Origin of the sequence: Streptomyces sp. NPDC094034 (genome assembly GCF_040303865.1) — a bacterium.
GTDB lineage: Bacteria > Actinomycetota > Actinomycetes > Streptomycetales > Streptomycetaceae > Streptomyces.
The window spans coordinates 60,175-77,774 of record NZ_JBEOUD010000013.1 but is presented as its reverse complement, the minus strand read 5'-3'; the positions used below and the strand labels follow the sequence as shown (position 1 = coordinate 77,774).

The window sequence follows — 17,600 nt, the reverse complement described above, 5'->3', positions numbered from 1 at the left end:
CCCATGGCAACGCTTGAAATCCACGACCTGCACGTTTCCGTCGAGGCGGAGAACGGCCCCCGCGAGATCCTCAAGGGCGTCGACCTGACCGTCAAGCAGGGCGAGACGCACGCCATCATGGGCCCCAACGGCTCCGGCAAGTCGACCCTCGCCTACTCCCTCGCGGGCCACCCCAAGTACACGATCACCGGTGGCGCCGTGACCCTGGACGGCGAGGACGTCCTGGAGATGACCGTCGACGAGCGCGCCCGCGCCGGGCTCTTCCTCGCCATGCAGTACCCCGTCGAGGTCCCCGGTGTCTCGGTCTCCAACTTCCTGCGCACCTCCGCCACCGCCGTGCGCGGCGAGGCCCCCAAGCTGCGCACGTGGGTGAAGGAGGTCCGGGAGACCATGGAGCGTCTTCAGATGGACCCCTCCTTCGCGGAGCGCAATCTGAACGAGGGCTTCTCCGGCGGTGAGAAGAAGCGGCACGAGATCCTTCAGCTCGAACTGCTCAAGCCCAAGATCGCGATCCTCGACGAGACCGACTCGGGTCTCGACGTCGACGCGCTGCGCGTGGTCTCGGAAGGCGTCAACCGCGTCCGTGAGAGCGGCGAGGTCGGCACCCTGCTGATCACGCACTACACGCGGATTCTCCGCTACATCAAGCCCGACTTCGTGCATGTCTTCGCACAGGGCCGGATCGCCGAGTCCGGCGGTGCGGAGCTGGCCGACAAGCTGGAGAACGAGGGCTACGAGGCCTACGTGAAGGGCGGCGCCTCGGGCGGAGTGAACTCGGAGGAGGAAGTCGCGTGACACAGCTGCCGGGCCTTCTCACAGCATCGGATCGGCTGCTCGACGAGGCGATCCGGAAGGATTTCCCGATCCTCGACCGGGTGATCCACGACGGCAAGAAGCTTGTGTACCTGGACTCCGCGGCGACCTCGCAGAAGCCGCGCCAGGTGCTCGACGCGCTCAACGCGTACTACGAGCGGCACAACGCGAATGTCCACCGCGGCGTGTACACCATCGCCGAGGAGGCCACGGCGCTGTACGAGGGCGCCCGTGACAAGGTCGCCGCGTTCATCAACGCGCCGAGCCGCGACGAGGTGATCTTCACCAAGAACGCCTCCGAGTCGCTCAACCTCGTGGCGAACATGCTCGGCTGGGCGGACGAGCCCTACCGGGTGGACCACGAGACCGAGATCGTCATCACGGAGATGGAGCACCACTCCAACATCGTGCCGTGGCAGCTGCTCTCGCAGCGCACGGGCGCGAAGCTGAAGTGGTTCGGCATCACCGACGAGGGCCGGCTCGATCTGTCCAACATCGACGAGATCATCACGGAGAAGACGAAGATCGTCTCCTTCGTGCTGGTCTCCAACATCCTGGGCACCCAGAACCCGGTCGAGAAGATCATCCGGCGCGCGCAGGAGGTCGGCGCGCTGGTCTGCGTCGACGCCTCGCAGGCGGCTCCGCACCAGGTGCTCGACGTACAGGCGCTCCAGGCCGACTTCGTCGCCTTCACCGGCCACAAGATGGTCGGCCCGACCGGGATCGGCGTTCTCTGGGGCCGCCAGGAGCTGCTGGAGGACCTGCCGCCGTTCCTGGGCGGCGGCGAGATGATCGAGACCGTCTCGATGCACTCGTCGACCTACGCACCGGCGCCGCACAAGTTCGAGGCGGGTACGCCCCCGATCGCCCAGGCCGTCGGCCTCGGCGCGGCCGTGGACTATCTCACCGCGATCGGCATGGACAGGATCGCCGCGCATGAGCACGCCATCACCGAGTACGCGGTGAAGCGGCTGCTGGAGGTCCCCGACCTGCGGATCATCGGCCCGGAGACGGCCGAGGACCGCGGCGCCACGATCTCCTTCACGCTCGGCGACATCCACCCCCACGATGTGGGCCAGGTCCTCGACGAACAGGGCATCGCGGTCCGGGTCGGCCACCACTGCGCGCGCCCGGTCTGCCTGCGGTACGGAATTCCCGCGACCACGCGAGCGTCTTTCTATCTGTACTCCACTCCGGCCGAGGTCGACGCTCTGGCCGAAGGGCTTGAGCACGTCCGTAACTTCTTCGGATGAGGACCTGAGGGGCAGGGCAGTTCGTGAAGCTGGATTCGATGTACCAGGACGTCATCCTGGACCACTACAAGCACCCGCACGGGCGCGGTCTCCGGGACGGCGACGCGGAGGTGCACCACGTCAATCCGACGTGTGGTGACGAGATCACGCTGCGTGTGCGGTACGAGGGTTCGCGGATCGCGGATGTGTCGTACGAGGGCCAGGGCTGCTCGATCAGCCAGGCCAGCGCGTCCGTGCTGAACGACCTCCTGGTCGGCAAGGAGCTGGCCGAGGCGCAGAAGATCCAGGGCACTTTCCTGGAGCTGATGCAGTCGAAGGGACAGCTCGAACCCGACGACGCGATGGAAGAGGTGCTGGAGGACGCGGTCGCGTTCGCCGGCGTCTCGAAGTACCCCGCCCGTGTGAAGTGCGCGCTGCTGAGCTGGATGGCGTGGAAGGACGCGACGGCCCAGGCCCTGGGCGACAGCGCGACGAAGGAGACGGCATGAGCGAGAACGAGACCCTGACGATCAAGCCGGCCTCGGAGGACGAAGTCCGCGAGGCGCTGTATGACGTGGTCGACCCCGAGCTGGGCATCGATGTCGTCAACCTCGGTCTGATCTACGGCATCCATATCGACGATTCCAATATCGCCACCTTGGACATGACCCTGACGTCGGCGGCGTGTCCGCTGACCGATGTGATCGAGGACCAGGCGAAGGCGGCGACGGACGGCATCGTCAACGAGCTCAAGATCAACTGGGTCTGGATGCCGCCGTGGGGTCCGGACAAGATCACCGACGACGGCCGCGAGCAGCTGCGCGCGCTGGGCTTCAACGTCTGAGCGTCGGACCGCGCGAGAGGGCCCCATGATCCCGGCCGGATCATGGGGCCCTCTCGCGTTTCCACGGGGAGCACTCAGCCCTGGGGCGGTGTCGTGGCGGCCTCGGCGAGGGTCGGGGCCAGGTTCTCGGTGCGCATGCGCCGGTCGACGTAGAGCAGGTTCAGCACCAGCTGGGGGAAGGTCGTCGTGATGAGCTGCGTGATCAGCTGGGCGACCATGAACAGCACCAGATAGCCGCTCACGGCCACGAGGATCTGTCCGGCGGTCGGGTCGTCGCCGAGAGTGGACGGGGTCAGCAGACCGCCGACGGCCGTCAGCGCGTTGACCAGCTGCTGGAGGACGAGACCGGCGAAGGACGCCATGGCGAAGGCCAGCAGCGAGATGCCGCAGATCCGCCACCAGTCGCCCCGTACCAGGTCGGCGGACCTGCGCAGGGCGGCGAGCGGGCCGCGGGACTCGATGACGGCGACCGCCGGGGCCAGGCTGAAACGCACCCAGAGCCAGATCGCCGGCGGGGTGAGTGCCAGGGCGCCGAGGAAGCCGAGCGGGATCAGCCAGAACAGATGGGCGGGGGAGCCGTCCATGGCGATGGAGGTGATCAGCGTGATGACGAAGCCCAGGAGGAGCAGCGCTGCCGGCAGAACGGCGATCAGCCCGCTGAGAAGGGCGGCGCCGAGGACCGCGGGGAACCGGGCGAGGGCCCGGCGCCAGACCGCGCCGAAGGTGGTCGGGTGGCCCAGGACGGCGCTCCGCACGACCGAGGGGCAGGTGGCCTGGACGAACGCGTTGGACGCCACCAGCATCACCATGCCGAAGAGCCAGACACAGCCGAACGCGATCAGCAGCGGCCGGACATCGGTCCAGGACGGATCCACGCCGGGCGGAGTGTCGATGACCTCGCGCAGCCGGTCGCCGACGGCGGCGTAGGCGACGGCCAGCGCGATCGCGACGGCCGTCGTCGCGGCGCCGTACACCGCCGCGGCCACCCCGAACAACTGCTTCCAGTAGCGGCCCATCGTGGCGAACGTGCCGTTGAGTATCTCGCCGAGGCCGAGCGGGCCGAGGGGTATCACCCCGGGCTTGGGGGGTGGCGGGGGAGGCGTCCAGCCGCCCCAGCCGTAGGGCCCGCCTCCGTACGGTCCGCCGGGACCGCCCCCGTACCCGCCGCCGCCCCACCCCGTCGTGCCCTGCGCCACCGCTCTGCCCCCGCTCCCCGCCGCTCCGATCCGGACGGCACACCGTAACCGGTGGGGGTGACCAAGAGGTGTGTACGGCTGTACGCATCGATGTGTACACTTGTACGCATGGGATACGGACTGCTGGCCGCGGCGATCGCGGCGGAGGTGGCCGCCACGTCGGCCATGAAGTACAGCGAGGGCTTCACCCGGCTGTGGCCCTCGCTGGCGACCGCGCTGGGCTATGTCATCGCCTTCGCGCTGCTCGCACAGACCCTCAAGACCATCTCCATCGGCACCGCCTACGCGATCTGGGCCGGGGTCGGCACGGCGGCCATCGCCGCCATAGGCATGGTCTTCATGAACGAGTCGATGACGCCGACGAAGCTGCTCGGCATCGCCCTCGTGATCGCGGGCGTCGTCGTGCTCAACCTCGGAGGAGCCCACTGATGACCCGTCGTTACGACCCCGAACGGCGCCAGCGGATCATCGACGCCGCGATCCGGGTGGTCGGGCACGGCGGTATCGCAGGACTGAGCCACCGCACCGTCGCCGCCGAGGCCGATGTGCCGCTCGGTTCCACCACCTATCACTTCGCCTCGCTCGACGAACTGCTGATCGCCGCGCTGCGGCAGACCAACGAGAGCTTCGCGGCGGCCGTGCGGGAGAGCGGCGCTCTCGCGGATCCCGGGTGCGACATCGCCGGTGAACTGGCCCGGATCACCGGGGAGTGGCTGGCCGGGGACCGTACCGGCGTGGAGCTGGAGTACGAGCTGTATCTCGCGGCGCTGCGGCGGCCCGCGCTGCGCCCGGTCGCCGGGGAATGGTGTGGCGCGCTCGGGGACGAGGTGGCCAGGCGCACCGATCCCGACACCGCGCGGGCGGTGGTCGCGCTGCTGGACGGGATCTGTCTTCAGGTGCTGCTCACGGACGCGGTGTACGACGTCGAGCACACCCGCGAGATGCTGACGCGGCTGATCCCGACGTCTGATCCCGACGTCTGATTCTCGCGGCTGATCCCCGCGTCTGATCCGGCGTCCGATCCGGCGTCGGATCCGGCGTCCGATCCGGCGGCTGATGGCGCCCGTGATCGGGCGGCGGGTCCGATCCTGACGGGGCCGACCGCGTGAGTGTTTCTTCCGCGCGCCCGTCACCCGGGACCGGTTCGCCCGCGCCCCGCCCGGACCGTTAAGTTCGGAGCATGACCGACACGTCTTCCCCCAGCACCCCTCGCACCACCGGCGCCGTCGCCGCCGGCCTCGCCACCCTCACCGAGGACGGCACCGTCCTCGACACCTGGTTCCCCGCGCCCGCGCTCTTTGCCGAGCCCGGACCGGCGGGCACCGAACGGCTGACCGCCGAGCGGGCCGTGGAACTGCTCGGAGAAGGCGCGGCCAAGGCGATCGGCCCCGACGCCCGTCGCGGGGTCGAGATCGTCGCCGTCCGTACGGTCATCACCTCGCTCGACGACAAGCCGCTGGACACGCACGACGTGTATCTGCGGCTGCATCTGCTCAGCCACCGGCTGGTCCAGCCGCACGGCCAGAGCCTGGACGGCATCTTCGGTCTGCTCGCCAACGTGGCCTGGACCTCGCTCGGCCCGGTCGCCGTCGACACACTGGAGACGGTGCGGCTCAACGCCCGCGCCGAGGGGCTGCACCTTCAGGTGACCTCGGTCGACAAGTTCCCGCGGATGACCGACTACGTCGCCCCCAAGGGGGTCAGGATCGCCGACGCGGACCGCGTACGGCTCGGCGCGCATCTCGCCGAGGGCACCACCGTGATGCACGAGGGCTTCGTCAACTTCAACGCGGGAACCCTCGGCACCTCCATGATCGAGGGCCGGATCTCGGCAGGCGTCGTCATCGGGGACGGCTCGGACATCGGCGGCGGCGCCTCCACCATGGGCACCCTCTCCGGCGGCGGCAAGGAGCGCATCGTGATCGGCGAGCGCTGCCTGATCGGTGCGGAGGCGGGCATCGGGATCGCGCTGGGCGACGAGTGCGTCGTCGAGGCGGGGCTCTATGTCACGGCCGGTACGCGCGTCACGCTGCCCGACGGACAGATCGTCAAGGCCCGTGAGCTGTCAGGTGCGAGCAATATCCTCTTCCGCCGCAACTCGGTCACCGGCGCCGTCGAGGCCCGCCCGAACAACGCGGTCTGGGACGGTCTCAACGACGTGCTCCACAGCCACAACTGATCACAGCGGCGCGGGCGGCGGCTCCGGTCGGCGCTCCGTACGCCGTCAGCAGCCCGTCGGCCGTCTCCCGGCCGGCGGGCCGCGGTGGTTCACGCACCGGTCCCGTCGGCCGTGCTCATACCGGCGGTCCCCGCCGAGCGACTGTGAAGATCTGCTTAGATCTGCTCCCGGTGAGGATGAAGTAGCACTAAAGGGCAGTGATTTCGCGCCGTCTGGCATGATCGGCGAGTGCCCCGTAGGGGCCGACGGGGGAGGGAATCACATGGCACGGATACGCCGAACGGCGGCTTTGGTGGCGGGCTCGTTGGTCCTGATGGCGGGGGCGAGCGGCTGCTCCGACATCCAGAACGAGATCGACGCCGCGCGGGGCGAGGGCGCGGGGAGCGACGCCGCGCGGGGCGCGGGGGCGGGGGCGCCGACCGCGACCGCTTCGGAGCCCTCGGCGGCGCCGCCGACCGAGCCGCCCGCCGCCCGGCCCGGGGAACCCGAGCCCGTGGACGCCGCCGTTCCCGGCCGCTGTCTCGCCTCGGGGGTGGCCGTCAGCCATGGCGAGGTGAACGCCGCCATGGGGATCCGGGCCGTATCGATCGGGCTGCGGAACTGCGGGACCAAGCCCTACCGCGTGGGCGGCTACCCGGAGATCGGCGTCCTGGACGAGGACCGCGAGCCGCTCGACCTGAAGGTGATCCAGGGGAACGAGAGCACCGGCGCGGCCGACGACCCGGGCCCGCGGGAACTGACCCTGGAACCGGGGGAGTCCGTGCGATCGGTTGTGCAGTGGAACAACCGGATCACCGAGTCCGGGGCCCACTCGACCGGCGCCCATATGGTCGTCGCGGCGGCGCCGGGCGAGGAACGTGACACGTTCCCGCTGTTCGTCGACATCGGTACGGACGCCGAACTGCGGGTCACCGCGTGGGCGCCCGGGCGGACCGCGGACCCGTGGTGAACGGACGGGCGGGCAGCCCGTACACCCGTACATCGGCATCGAAGAGTGACCGACGGTCTGTTCGCAATAGGGCACTTCGGGGTAGCAGAGGCCGGACTGTCAGTGGGTACTGGTGCAATGGAGGACATGGAGGGCATGGAGAGCATGGACACCGAGAACGCCGACCAGGGCGACGCCGACGCGGGCGAACTCACCACGTTGCGCGCCGCCTTCCCGTCGGAGCGCTGCCTGCCGCCGCTGGGGTGGGAGGGGGTACGCGCCTTCGAGAGCGCGCACGGAATCGTCCTGCCCGAGCCGTACCGCACGCTGGTCGCGGAGATCTGTGACGGCTGTAGCGACGGGCCCGCCGATATCGACGGGCTGATACCCCTGGCGGCGCTGCCCGCCGACTGGGGGTGCGACCAGACGCAGCGGGATCTCGCGAAGCCGTTCCCGCTCACCGAGGCCTGGGTGTGGGAGGACGACCCCCGTCCGTACGAGGAGATAGAGCCGCTCATCGACGAGGTCTACAACTACGGGAGCGTGGTGCTGGGCACGGACGGCTGCGGCATGTACTGGCATCTGGTCGTCAGTGGTGCGCACCGCGGGCGGATCTGGAACATCAGCGACGTGGGCGCGGCGCCGTTCGGGGCGGCCTTCGGGCACACCACCGCCGAAGAGGGCTTCGCGGGCTGGGTGGCGCACTGGGCCACCACACGCCGGCCGTGGTTCGACGTCGTGGTCTGACGCGCTGACGGGGCGAAGGGGCGGCGCCCCGCGGGGGTTCCCGGCCCGTTGACCTCAACCCCACTTCACATTCGAGCATGGTGGTCACGGGCGCACCGCGGGGGTGCGCCACAGGGAGGTTCCACCATGTCTGTGCACCTCAGCACTGTTCCGGACATCACCCGCCCCGGTGTGGGTCTCGTCCTCGTCTCCACCTGGCGCGTCGGCACGCCCGAGCGGCAGCGGGCCACGGTCGACGCCATCACCCGGGCCTGGCGGAGCAGGGAATGGCCGGACGTCGGGCTGCTCTCGTACAGCGTCTGCACCGGAAACGACGGGGACACCCTGCGGCACTACTCGCAGTGGCGCGACCGCGAGGCGTACGACGCGTTCACCCGCGCCTTCCGGGACGAGCGCAACGCCGAGATCGACGCCGCCGTGCCCGGGATCGAGCGCCTCGGGCTGCGCTCGTACGAGCTGTACCGCAGCGGGACCCGGGCGGAGGCGGAACCCCGGGTGCCCGGCTGTGTCGTGCTCGTGGAGGTGGAGTTCGAGGGGCCCGACACCGAGCGCCAGAAGGGCTGGGTCGACGCCGTCTTCGACGCCCTCGGCACCGACCCCGGCACGCCCCCCGGTGGGATCTCCGCGCACTTCCATCTCAGCACCGACGGCACGCACGTACTCAACTACGCGGAGTGGGAGAGCGAGCAGGCGCATATCGCCGCCCTCGACGCCCCAGGGAACGGGGTCGGTTCGGCCACCGAGCAGTGGCAGCGGGTGCGGTCCTACCCCGGAGTGAAGGGCGGCTCGGTGACGCGGTACACGCCCGCGATCAGCCTCAGCGGAGGGTGAGCGAGGCGGCGAGTGCGGTGGCCCGGCCTCGTGTGGGGTCGGGCCGGACCACCGCGGCTTCTCAGGGGCGGAAACGCGAGATGCCGTGGATCCGGACCCCGGAGGCGGCGGAGGCGCGGGCACCCGCGCCCGCGAGCGGCCCGGAGGCCATGGCGAGGGCGACGAGGGCCAAGGCGGCGGCCGCTCTCGGCGCGGATGACGGCATGAAGGCACTCCGGTGATGAGGGAGGGGTCTTCCCCTGATGAGGGAGGGGTCTTCTACGCGCGTCAATCTCTTGGCTGCGAAGGCCAGTTGTCAAGGGCCCCTGGACGCCCGTCGGTTGTCGAGTACATGAACCGGGTGGCATGGGTCCAAAAACGTCTACGCTGGAGGCCGCATCGACCGCGTACGCCACAAGGAGAACCACCAGATGCCCGGAGACCGCCCCACCCTGCCGCCGGTGCGACTGCCCTCGGAAGCGGAGCTGGCGCGGGACGCCCTCACCGCGCCACTGCTCGCCCGCGCGGTACGCCTCGCACGCTGGGCCGGGCCGGCGACGCGGGTGGGACCCGGCGGCGAGCTGGTCGACGAGCAGTTGCCCGCCGCGGCGGAACTCCTCGACCTCGGTGACGAGCTCTCCGAGGGCGACGGCGAGGCGTACGCCGGCGAGGCATGGCGGGTCGCGGTCGACACGGGCCTCGTGGAGGTCGACGACCCGGACGGCGCCGCCCCCGACGAGGAGGGCCACGTCACCACCGGCGAGCAGCTCGGAGTGGTCACCTCCGGTAGCCCGCAGGACATCCTGTCCCTCTGGCTGGACGCCCTGGACGTAGTCTTCGCCGACGCGACCGCGCCCGTTCTGGACGATCTGGCCGCGGCCATCGGCGACGACGGAGAGATCGATCTCGAATCGCTGGACTGGGACCCGGAGCTGGAGGCGGAGTTCCTGGAGGGCGTCCTCGGCAACCTCTATCTGCTCACCCTCGCGGAGGGCGGCGAGGGGCCGGTACCCCTGCCCGTCCTCGCCGCGTCGATGATCGTGCCCGACGACATGGGCGAGCCCACCGACGACGTCCTGGAGCAGGTGTCCGAGGCGATGATGCGGCTGGACGACCAGTTCCGGCTGCTGGAGCCCATCGGGCTCGTCTCGTACGTACCGGTCGACGAGGCGCTGATGGTCGAGGAGGCGGGGGACGCGCCGGAGGCGTCGCTGCCGGTCGACGAGGAGGACGTCACCCGGTACGGGATGGTCCGGCTGACGCCGCTCGGGCTCTACGGGATCAGGTCCCGGATGCTGGAGGCGGGGGTCGACGCGCCGGCGGTGGGCGATCTCGCCGACAAGGACGCGCACGCGCTGCTGGACGGCGTGGCGCACTTCCCCGAGCTGTCCGCGCGCGCGGAGACCGAACAGTGGCTGACCCGGCGCGCGCCTGCCGACGCCGCACACGAACTCCTGGCCGCCGCGCGCGGCACGGACCCGGGCGCGCCCCTGCGCCGCCTGCACTGCCAGCAGGCGCTGTCCCTGGTCGGCGCGGAGGCCGAGTCGGCGGTGCGCGAGGTCCTGGACGACGCCGAACTGGGCGGCCTGGCGCGTGTCTGGCTCGCCGAGCTGGGCTCGGGTGATGTGCCGCCGCCGCCCGAGTCGATGATCTTCTGGCTGGCCATCGACACGATCGCCGCGCAGCTGGACGCGGAGGGGGAGCCGGACGAGCTCCGGGAGCTGGTCGAGGGCCTGGTGGGGCAGCACAGCGGGTTCTTCGAGGCGGCGTGGCGGGTGGAGCATCCGGCGACGGCGGAGGTGCTGGAGGCGATGGGGCGGCTGCACCGGGACAAGGCGGCGTCGAAGGACGCGCGCAAGGCGGCGTTCAAGGCGAGGTCGCGGGGGTAGGTGCGGTGCGCCGTGCGGTTGCGGGTCGCGGTCGTTGTGGCTGGTGCCGGGGCATGCCGTCCCGGGCGCGAGCCCCGGCGTGCCGCCCGGTGACGACCCGCACCGCACCACCGGACTCAGCCACAACGGACCGTCACCCGTCGGCTCACCGCAGGTGCGACGCGCCGTTGAGGTCCAGGATCGTTCCCGACGACCACTCCGCCCCCGGCGAGGCCAGCCACACCACCGCCCCCGCGATCTCCTCCGCCGTGCCCACCCGCCCGAACGGGCTCTGCGCGCGGATCGACTCGCCCTCCTCGCCCGTGAGGCGGGACGCCACGCGTTCCGTGGTGAAGAAGCCCGGGGCCACGGACGCGACGGCGATGCCGTGCGGGGCCAGGGAGACCGCCAGGGACTGGCCCAGGGCGTGGACCGCCGCCTTCGTCGCGCCGTAGGCCGGGTGATCCGGTTCGCCGCGGTACGCGCCGCGGGAGCCGATGTTGATGATCCGGCCGGGTGTCGAGCGGTCGATCATGGAGCGGGCGGCTCGGTGGCTGAGCAGGGCCGTGCCCAGGAGGTTGACGGACAGGTGGCGCTGCCAGGCCGCCGCCCAGTCGTCGTACGACGTGGTGGGCAGCGGGTGGGGCTCGTTGACCGCCGCGTTGTTGACGAGGACGTCGATCCCGCCGAGGGCGTCGGCCGCCTCGTCCGCGACGCGCGCCGCGCCCGCCGGGTCGGAGATGTCGCCGCCGACCAGGGTGTGGCCGGTGCCCGTCAGTGATTCCAGGGTGCGGCGGGCTTCCGCGGAGCGGGTGCCGTAGTGGACGGCGACGCGGTCACCCTGCGCGGCGAAGGCGCGGGAGACGGCTCGGCCGAGGCCGCGGGAGGCGCCGGTGACGAGGACGCGGCGGCCGGTGGACGGCAGATTCATGGAAAGCGGGCCTCTCGATGTCGGGCGGTGTTCAAGCGCTGTTTATCCGCGGGCGGGAGCGTCGGGAGCGTATCCCCGACACACGTGCCCCTTCAGGAGACCGCGATGCCGCTGAGCCGCAGGGAATTCACCGGAAGATCCGCACTGACAGGGGCGGGATTCGTCCTGACCGGCGCCGCGGGAGCGCTCGCCACCGCACCCGGCGCGCTGGCGGCGCAGGACGCTCCCGAGGTCGCCTCCGGGCCCGTGCCGGCGCCCGGTTACGGGCCGCTCGTGCCCGATCCGCGGGGCATGCTCGCGCTGCCTGCCGGATTCTCGTACCGGGTCATCACGCACAGTGGTGTGACCAAGCTGGAGACCGGCGAGGACACCCCGTCCAACCACGACGGCACCGCCACGTTCGAGGGGCCGCGCGGGGTGACGCTGCTCGTCAACAACCATGAGCTGGACGGTCCCAGGGGCGACTACGAGTTCCCGGTGCCGCTCACCGAGGGGCTGGTCTACGACCCCGCCGCGGCCGGGGGCTGCACGGTCGTCGAGACGCACCGCGACGGCCGTACCGCGGAGTGGGTCGGTATCGCCGGTACCTCCACCAACTGCGCGGGCGGACGGACCCCGTGGGGCACCTGGCTCACCTGCGAGGAGAACTCCGACCGGGCCGGGCAGAACGGGATGACCAAGGACCACGGGTATGTCTTCGAGGTCGACCCGTACGACCGCCGCGCCAACCGGGATCCCAAGCCCATCAAGGCGTTCGGTCGTTATGACCACGAGGCCGTGGTCATCGACCCCCGTACCGGCTACGCCTATCTGACGGAGGACGACTCCGCGCCCAACGGGCTCTTCTACCGCTGGGTCCCGCCGCACGGCTTCAAGCACGGGCGCGGGCAGCTGCGCGGGCTCGCCGACGACGCGGGCGTGCTCCAGGCGCCCCGCTGCTTCGACGCGGGCGGCCGGTTCGCGGACGACCTCTCGCGCGCCACGAAGATCGGCACGGTCTACGGCGTGGACTGGGTGGACGTACCGGACCGGGACGGGAAGACCGTGCCCGTACGGAAGCAGTTCGACGGCGAGGACGTCACCCGCGCCAGGAAGCTGGAGGGCATGTGGTGGGCGGACGGCGGCGCGTACATCGTCTCCTCGTACGCCCGTGACGAGAGCCCCGGCGTGCCGCACGACGGTCAGGTGTGGTTCTACCACCCGCGCCGCCGCACGCTGACGCTGAAGGTGCTGCTGGGCGTCAACGCCGACCCGGACAAGGACGGTGCCTTCGACGGACCGGACAACATCACGGTCTCGCCGTACGGCGGCCTGGTCATCGCGGAGGACGGCGAGGGCCTTCAGCATCTCTTCGGGGCGACGGAGCGTGGACGTACGTACCCCATCGCGCGCAACGACCTCAACGACAGCGAGTTCACGGGTGTCGTGTTCTCGCCGGACGGCCGCACGCTGTTCGCCAATATCCAGGAGCCGGGCATCATGCTGGCCATCACCGGCCCGTGGCGGCGCACCCCCCGCGACTGACGGCGAAAACCCGTGGCAGACGGACCCGTTGCCTCTCTAAAGTCATGCCTGTCCAGGTGCGAAGGCAGGACTTACTTCCACTGCTAATGGGGAGGCCGCGGGTTCGAATCCCGCCACCGGTCATCAGGCCGGTGTAGCTCAGGGGCAGAGCACCGACTGTTGGTTCCGCCGACTTTGATCTCTGGACACACCACTCGCACCTCCCGGTGCGCGGGCAGCGGCTACTTCTTTGGGTGAATCACGCCGCCGCCGACTCTGATCTCGGGAGGCGCGGCGGTGCTGTTCCGTCGTGCCCTCCCTGGAATCCATTTCCGGAATTCGGGGGAATTCTGATGTCCCGTTTCAATACCCGTGCGGCCAAGGCCCGTCCGGCTTCGCCCGTGCGGTCGACCGCGGTTTCCCGTACCCATGAGGGCGGCGTGGGCGTCCTGCGTGACGCGAAGTCGGAGCTGTTCCTGCTCGCCGTCGCCAACTTCGTTTCCCAGCAGACGGCTTACGAGTCCGGTGAGGCGCGTGACGAGCGGTTCCGCGCGCTCGTGCGGAAGCTCGCCGTCACCGAGCCGGAGTGGACCGCCGGGCTGCTCGGCTGGCTGCGCGGTGAGGGGCAGCTGCGTACGGCGTCGATCGTGGGCGCCGCCGAATACGTCAAGGCGCGGCTCGACGCGGGCGCCTCGGACGGTCCGGCGAACCGTGGGGTCGTCGACTCCGTTCTGCTGCGCGCGGACGAGCCCGGTGAACTGCTCGGTTACTGGATCTCGCGATACGGCCGCGCTGTGCCCAAGCCCGTCAAGCGTGGAATCGCGGACGCGGTCCGGCGGCTTTACAACGGAAAGTCGCTGCTGAAGTACGACACCGCCGCGAAGGGTTATCGATTCGGCGACATCCTCAATCTGGTGCATGCCTCGCCCGATCCGGCGAAGGCGTGGCAGGGCGAGCTGTTCCGTTACGCGCTCGATCGCAGGCATCACCCGCAGGCGGCTGTTCCGCCGCTGTCGGACCGTGTGCTCACCGCCCACCGGGCTCTGATGGAGGTGCCGGTCGAGCGGCGGCGCGCGGTGATCACCGCTCCCGACGGGGCGGCGCGGCTCGCCGAGGCGGGGATGACCTGGGAGGCGCTGGCCGGCTGGCTCCAGGGGCCGATGGACGCGGCGGCCTGGGAGGCCGTCATTCCGTCGATGGGCGCGATGGCCCTGCTGCGCAATCTGCGGAATTTCGATCAGGCGGGTGTCAGCGACGAGGCCGCCGCCCGGGTGGCCGAGAGGATCGCGGATCCCGAAGTGGTGGCGAAGGCACGGCAGTTCCCGTTCCGCTATCTCGCCGCGTACCAGCACGCGCCGTCGCTGCGCTGGTCGTATCCGCTGGAGCGGGCGCTCGGCCACTCGCTGGCCAACGTGCCCTCGCTGCGCGGCCGGTCGCTGATCCTGGTCGACCGTTCGGGTTCGATGTGGTCCCCGCTCTCCGACCGCTCCGAGCTGAACCGCGCCGACGCCGCGGCGATCTTCGGAACGGCGGTAGCGATGCGGGCGGCGGATGCCGATCTGGTGCAGTTCGGTACGCGGAGCGCTCCGGTGAAGTACCGGCGGGGCGAGTCCGTGCTGAAGGTGCTGGAGCGCTTCGGCGACCTCGGTGGTACGAACACGGCCGAGGCCGTCCGTACCCACTACCGGCGCCATGACCGGGTGCTGATCGTCACCGACGAGCAGGCCGCGTACAGCTCCGGCGGCGGCCCGACGGAGCGGGTGCCGGCGGGTGTCCCGGTCTATACCTGGAACCTCGCGGGGTACCGGACCGGGCACGGTCCGTCCGGCGAGGCCGACCGGCACACGTTCGGCGGGCTGACCGACGCGGCCTTCCGGATGGTCCCGCTGCTGGAGGCGGGGCGGGACGCCCGCTGGCCCTGGCAGGGGTGATCCGGGCGTCGGTCGGTGGTCGGGCATGGCGCGTCGGGGCTTCTTGGGCCCATACTCCAAGCAATGACAAAGTCAGCCGGATCCCGGCGCCACCTGCCGTCCAGTCCCTTCAACCGCCAGGCCCCGGCCTCACCCCCGCCCGAGCAGTTCGATGTGGGAGACCGTGTCTCGCACGATCAGTTCGGGTTGGGAAGAGTCATCGGAGTCGAGGGCGACCATGCCGTGCTCATCGATTTCTCGGGGCGACAGGGGAGGATCCTGAGCCCCTTCGCCAAGCTGACCAAGCTCTGAGGTCCCGAACCGGCGGCTTGCGGACACCGCCCCCGGGGCGTCGCGGACGTTCAGGACCCGCGACGGCCCGGGGGCGTTGTGCGATCCGCCCGCGCGCCGCCCTCCGGGGGCGGCCCCGGGAGCCGCTCAGAGGATCTTCGCGGCGGGCTTGACCATGCCCCGGACCGTACGGGACTTGACGAACTCGCCCAGAGCGGTCATTTCCCACTCGCCGGAGAACTGCCGGATCAGCTTGGCCATCATCACGCCGGTCTGCGGCTCTGCGCTGGTCAGATCGAAGCGCACCAGCTCTTCGTTGGTGGCCGCGTCGATCAGCCGGCAGTACGCCTTGGCGACCTCGGTGAACTTCTGGCCGGTGAAGGAATTGACCGTGAAGACCAGACCGGTCGCCTCGGCGGGGATCAGGCCGAGATCGACCATGATCACCTCGTCGTCACCGGCGCCCTCGCCCGTGAGGTTGTCGCCGGAGTGCTTGATCGCCCCGTTGAGGATGGAGAGCTTGCCGAAGTAGCAGCTGTCCAGATGGTTGCGGTTCGGGCCGTAGGCGATCACGGACGCGTCGAGGTCGATGTCCTTGCCGCGGTACGCCGGCTCCCAGCCGAGGCCCATCTTGACCTGGGTGAGCAGCGGACGGCCGCCCTTGACCAGGGACACCGTCTGGTTCTTCTGGAGGCTGACCCTGCCCTTGTCCAGATTGATCTTGCCGCTGCCGGGCGCGGCGGTGGGGGCGGGGGGAGCGGCCGGAGGCGTGGCGGGCACCGGCGGAGCGGGGATCCGCGGGTCGGCGCCCGCGCGGGTACGGGCGGGGGCGGGTGCCGCGACGGGGGCCGGTGCCGCGACGGGCGCCGGGGGCGCGACGGGCGCCGCGGCCGGTGCGGGCTCCTCCACGGAGACACCGAAGTCGGTGGCGATCCCGGCCAGTCCGTTGGCGTACCCCTGGCCGACCGCGCGGACCTTCCACGCCCCGTTGCGCAGATAGATCTCCACGATCACCAGGGCGGTCTCGGCGCCGAGCCGCGGCGGGGTGAAGGTCGCCAGCGCGCCCCCGCTGCCCGCGTCGCGGATCGTGGCCGTGGGCTCGATGCCCTGGAAGCTCTGTCCCGCCGCGTCCGGGCTCGCCGTGACGACGATCTTCTCGATGCCGGCGGGCACGGCGCTGGTGTCGACGACGATCGCGTCGGGCGCCGTGCCGCCGCCGGAGCGGTAGGTCACGCCGGGGCCCGCCGGCTGGTTGTAGAAGATGAAGTCGTCGTCTGAGCGCACCTTGCCGTCGGCGGTGAGCAGCAGGCCCGATACGTCGAGCCGCACGGGAGCGGCGACGTCCACCGCCACATGGGCGGTGGGGAGGGGGATGTTCGAGCCGGGGGTCATAGCTGTCATGCCAGACGTAACGAACGACCCCGCTTTGCCGTTCCCTTACCTTCCGCCGATCGGGTCCGGCGCGTCTCAGTGGGGCCAGCGCGGCGGGTTGGTGACGAACGCGCCGCCCAGAAAGGCGTGGTCCCGGTTGTCCGGGTCGAGTTCGCCCTGCTCCGCGACGAGCTTCGCGGCGTACTGCTCGGAGTCGTCGCGCGGCTCGTATCCGAGCGCACGCGCGCTCGTGAGGTCCCACCACAGCCGGGTGTTGGCGGAGGAGCCGTAGACGACGCTGTGGCCGACTCCCTCGGCGGTGAGGGCGGCGTGGAAGAGCCGCGCGCAGTCGCCGGGGCTCAGCCAGACGGAGAGCATGCGGACGGTGCTCGGCTCCAGGAAGCAGGAACCGATCCGTACGGAGACGGTCTCCATGCCGTGCTGATCCCAGTAGAGCTGTGCCAGGTCCTCGCCGAAGCACTTGGAGAGTCCGTAGAACGTGTCGGGGCGACGGGGGGTGTCGACCGGGATCAGCGGGTCGTCCCCCTGGGGGCGCGGTGTGAAGCCGACGGCGTGGTTGCTGGAGGCGAAGAGCGTCCGGCCGACGCCCTCGGCGCGTGCCGCCTCGTACAGGTTGTACGTCCCCTCGATGTTCGCGCGCAGGATCTTGTCGAAGGTGGATTCCAGCGAGATGCCCGCGAGATGGATGATCGCGTCGACCCCACGGACCGCCTCGCGCAGCGCCTCCCTGTCCGCGAGATCGGCGGTGATGGCGTCGGGCTCGCCCTCGATGGGGGTGACGTCGAAGAGCCGCAACTCGTAGCCGTACGCGGGCAGGAGACCCCGCATCAGGGTGCCGAGGCCGCCGGCGGCACCGGTGAGCAGGACGGTACGGGGTGCGGGCATGGGGGAGATCTCCTCGCGGCTCGGAACCGGCGGCACGGATACAGACTCAGATCCGTAAATAGAATTCACAT

General features: G+C 70.6%; 19 protein-coding genes and 1 tRNA gene. 15 read left to right on the top strand and 5 right to left on the bottom strand.

Translation table 11 applies throughout. The features are described 5' to 3' along the window. Positions 1-3 precede the first annotated feature (3 nt). Genes sufC through ABTZ59_RS14560 form a run of 4 tightly spaced genes read left to right on the top strand, consistent with a single transcriptional unit; the run spans position 4 to position 2,889 of the window. The gene (gene sufC / locus ABTZ59_RS14575; protein WP_351396108.1) at positions 4-795 is read left to right on the top strand and encodes a Fe-S cluster assembly ATPase SufC; all 792 of its coding nucleotides are present in this window, start codon (positions 4-6) and stop codon (positions 793-795) included. Further along, entirely contained in the window at positions 792-2,066 is a 1,275-nt protein-coding gene (locus tag ABTZ59_RS14570; protein ID WP_351396105.1) for a cysteine desulfurase, read from the top strand. The genes sufC and ABTZ59_RS14570 overlap by 4 nt, the downstream gene beginning before the upstream one ends. 23 nt (positions 2,067-2,089) lie before the next feature. Beyond that, the gene (sufU, locus tag ABTZ59_RS14565) at positions 2,090-2,554 is read left to right on the top strand and encodes a Fe-S cluster assembly sulfur transfer protein SufU (protein ID WP_030353686.1); all 465 of its coding nucleotides are present in this window, start codon (positions 2,090-2,092) and stop codon (positions 2,552-2,554) included. Continuing rightward, complete coding sequence (locus tag ABTZ59_RS14560; protein ID WP_129769630.1) at positions 2,551-2,889, top strand: metal-sulfur cluster assembly factor; 339 nt, start codon at positions 2,551-2,553, stop codon at positions 2,887-2,889. Before sufU ends, ABTZ59_RS14560 begins: the two co-directional genes overlap by 4 nt. Positions 2,890-2,963: 74 nt before the next feature. On the opposite strand, the gene ABTZ59_RS14555 is transcribed toward ABTZ59_RS14560, so the two are convergent. Beyond that, complete coding sequence (locus ABTZ59_RS14555; RefSeq protein ID WP_351396101.1) at positions 2,964-4,085, bottom strand: DUF7847 domain-containing protein; 1,122 nt, start codon at positions 4,083-4,085, stop codon at positions 2,964-2,966. A 108-nt stretch (positions 4,086-4,193) separates the two neighbouring features. Here ABTZ59_RS14555 and ABTZ59_RS14550 point away from each other — a divergent pair, with 108 nt between their 5' ends. From ABTZ59_RS14550 to ABTZ59_RS14525, 6 genes are all read left to right on the top strand, one after another. Beyond that, positions 4,194-4,514, top strand: coding sequence for a DMT family transporter (locus ABTZ59_RS14550; RefSeq protein ID WP_351396098.1), 321 nt, complete (start codon positions 4,194-4,196; stop codon positions 4,512-4,514). Beyond that, the gene (locus ABTZ59_RS14545) at positions 4,514-5,068 is read left to right on the top strand and encodes a TetR/AcrR family transcriptional regulator (protein ID WP_351396095.1); all 555 of its coding nucleotides are present in this window, start codon (positions 4,514-4,516) and stop codon (positions 5,066-5,068) included. Before ABTZ59_RS14550 ends, ABTZ59_RS14545 begins: the two co-directional genes overlap by 1 nt. Before the next feature lie 197 nt (positions 5,069-5,265). Next, positions 5,266-6,264 carry a 2,3,4,5-tetrahydropyridine-2,6-dicarboxylate N-succinyltransferase gene (gene dapD, locus ABTZ59_RS14540; RefSeq protein WP_351396092.1) on the top strand — a complete coding sequence of 333 codons (999 nt, stop codon included), beginning with the start codon at positions 5,266-5,268 and terminating at the stop codon, positions 6,262-6,264. 262 nt (positions 6,265-6,526) lie between these two features. Further along, complete coding sequence (locus ABTZ59_RS14535) at positions 6,527-7,213, top strand: DUF4232 domain-containing protein (RefSeq protein ID WP_351396089.1); 687 nt, start codon at positions 6,527-6,529, stop codon at positions 7,211-7,213. Between the two features lie 144 nt (positions 7,214-7,357). Beyond that, positions 7,358-7,939 (top strand): SMI1/KNR4 family protein, encoded by a 582-nt coding sequence (locus tag ABTZ59_RS14530; protein WP_503002841.1) that lies wholly within the window; start codon positions 7,358-7,360, stop codon positions 7,937-7,939. 126 nt (positions 7,940-8,065) lie between these two features. Further along, a complete protein-coding gene (locus ABTZ59_RS14525; RefSeq protein WP_351396084.1) occupies positions 8,066-8,770 on the top strand; it encodes an antibiotic biosynthesis monooxygenase in 705 nt (234 codons plus the stop codon). A gap of 61 nt (positions 8,771-8,831) precedes the next feature. On the opposite strand, the gene ABTZ59_RS14520 is transcribed toward ABTZ59_RS14525, so the two are convergent. Further along, entirely contained in the window at positions 8,832-8,975 is a 144-nt protein-coding gene (locus ABTZ59_RS14520) for a hypothetical protein (protein WP_351396082.1), read from the bottom strand. A 205-nt stretch (positions 8,976-9,180) separates the two neighbouring features. On the opposite strand from ABTZ59_RS14520, the gene ABTZ59_RS14515 reads away from it, so the two are divergent. Beyond that, positions 9,181-10,638, top strand: a complete 1,458-nt coding sequence (locus ABTZ59_RS14515) for a hypothetical protein (protein WP_351396079.1) — start codon at positions 9,181-9,183, stop codon at positions 10,636-10,638. A gap of 145 nt (positions 10,639-10,783) precedes the next feature. On the opposite strand, the gene ABTZ59_RS14510 is transcribed toward ABTZ59_RS14515, so the two are convergent. Beyond that, positions 10,784-11,548, bottom strand: a complete 765-nt coding sequence (locus tag ABTZ59_RS14510) for an SDR family NAD(P)-dependent oxidoreductase (protein ID WP_351396076.1) — start codon at positions 11,546-11,548, stop codon at positions 10,784-10,786. A gap of 105 nt (positions 11,549-11,653) precedes the next feature. Between ABTZ59_RS14510 and ABTZ59_RS14505 the strand changes: the two genes are divergently transcribed. The 4 genes from ABTZ59_RS14505 (at position 11,654) to ABTZ59_RS14490 (ending at position 15,273) form a co-directional block, all read left to right on the top strand. Continuing rightward, positions 11,654-13,072 (top strand): alkaline phosphatase PhoX, encoded by a 1,419-nt coding sequence (locus ABTZ59_RS14505; RefSeq protein ID WP_351396073.1) that lies wholly within the window; start codon positions 11,654-11,656, stop codon positions 13,070-13,072. Positions 13,073-13,121: 49 nt separating this feature from the next. After that, positions 13,122-13,187, top strand: a tRNA-Ser gene (locus ABTZ59_RS14500). 217 nt (positions 13,188-13,404) lie between these two features. Next, positions 13,405-14,982, top strand: a complete 1,578-nt coding sequence (locus ABTZ59_RS14495) for a TROVE domain-containing protein (RefSeq protein WP_351396071.1) — start codon at positions 13,405-13,407, stop codon at positions 14,980-14,982. A gap of 63 nt (positions 14,983-15,045) precedes the next feature. Next, a complete protein-coding gene (locus ABTZ59_RS14490) occupies positions 15,046-15,273 on the top strand; it encodes a hypothetical protein (protein WP_046495701.1) in 228 nt (75 codons plus the stop codon). 126 nt (positions 15,274-15,399) lie between these two features. Here the strand turns inward: ABTZ59_RS14490 and ABTZ59_RS14485 are convergent, their stop codons facing one another. Then, complete coding sequence (locus ABTZ59_RS14485; protein WP_351396307.1) at positions 15,400-16,644, bottom strand: TerD family protein; 1,245 nt, start codon at positions 16,642-16,644, stop codon at positions 15,400-15,402. A gap of 75 nt (positions 16,645-16,719) precedes the next feature. Continuing rightward, entirely contained in the window at positions 16,720-17,529 is an 810-nt protein-coding gene (locus ABTZ59_RS14480; RefSeq protein ID WP_351396068.1) for an NAD-dependent epimerase/dehydratase family protein, read from the bottom strand. Positions 17,530-17,600 lie beyond the last annotated feature (71 nt).

What these genes read in the sequence shown, in the direction of transcription:
- sufC (WP_351396108.1), top strand. Translation starts at nt 4, where the DNA reads ATGGCAACGCTTGAAATCCACGACCTGCACGTTTCCGTCGAGGCGGAG.
- ABTZ59_RS14560 (WP_129769630.1), top strand. Translation starts at nt 2,551, where the DNA reads ATGAGCGAGAACGAGACCCTGACGATCAAGCCGGCCTCGGAGGACGAA.
- ABTZ59_RS14550 (WP_351396098.1), top strand. Translation starts at nt 4,194, where the DNA reads ATGGGATACGGACTGCTGGCCGCGGCGATCGCGGCGGAGGTGGCCGCC.
- ABTZ59_RS14545 (WP_351396095.1), top strand. Translation starts at nt 4,514, where the DNA reads ATGACCCGTCGTTACGACCCCGAACGGCGCCAGCGGATCATCGACGCC.
- dapD (WP_351396092.1), top strand. Translation starts at nt 5,266, where the DNA reads ATGACCGACACGTCTTCCCCCAGCACCCCTCGCACCACCGGCGCCGTC.
- ABTZ59_RS14535 (WP_351396089.1), top strand. Translation starts at nt 6,527, where the DNA reads ATGGCACGGATACGCCGAACGGCGGCTTTGGTGGCGGGCTCGTTGGTC.
- ABTZ59_RS14530 (WP_503002841.1), top strand. Translation starts at nt 7,358, where the DNA reads ATGGACACCGAGAACGCCGACCAGGGCGACGCCGACGCGGGCGAACTC.
- ABTZ59_RS14525 (WP_351396084.1), top strand. Translation starts at nt 8,066, where the DNA reads ATGTCTGTGCACCTCAGCACTGTTCCGGACATCACCCGCCCCGGTGTG.
- ABTZ59_RS14520 (WP_351396082.1), bottom strand. Translation starts at nt 8,975, where the DNA reads ATGCCGTCATCCGCGCCGAGAGCGGCCGCCGCCTTGGCCCTCGTCGCC.
- ABTZ59_RS14515 (WP_351396079.1), top strand. Translation starts at nt 9,181, where the DNA reads ATGCCCGGAGACCGCCCCACCCTGCCGCCGGTGCGACTGCCCTCGGAA.
- ABTZ59_RS14510 (WP_351396076.1), bottom strand. Translation starts at nt 11,548, where the DNA reads ATGAATCTGCCGTCCACCGGCCGCCGCGTCCTCGTCACCGGCGCCTCC.
- ABTZ59_RS14505 (WP_351396073.1), top strand. Translation starts at nt 11,654, where the DNA reads ATGCCGCTGAGCCGCAGGGAATTCACCGGAAGATCCGCACTGACAGGG.
- ABTZ59_RS14495 (WP_351396071.1), top strand. Translation starts at nt 13,405, where the DNA reads ATGTCCCGTTTCAATACCCGTGCGGCCAAGGCCCGTCCGGCTTCGCCC.
- ABTZ59_RS14490 (WP_046495701.1), top strand. Translation starts at nt 15,046, where the DNA reads ATGACAAAGTCAGCCGGATCCCGGCGCCACCTGCCGTCCAGTCCCTTC.
- ABTZ59_RS14485 (WP_351396307.1), bottom strand. Translation starts at nt 16,644, where the DNA reads ATGACCCCCGGCTCGAACATCCCCCTCCCCACCGCCCATGTGGCGGTG.
- ABTZ59_RS14480 (WP_351396068.1), bottom strand. Translation starts at nt 17,529, where the DNA reads ATGCCCGCACCCCGTACCGTCCTGCTCACCGGTGCCGCCGGCGGCCTC.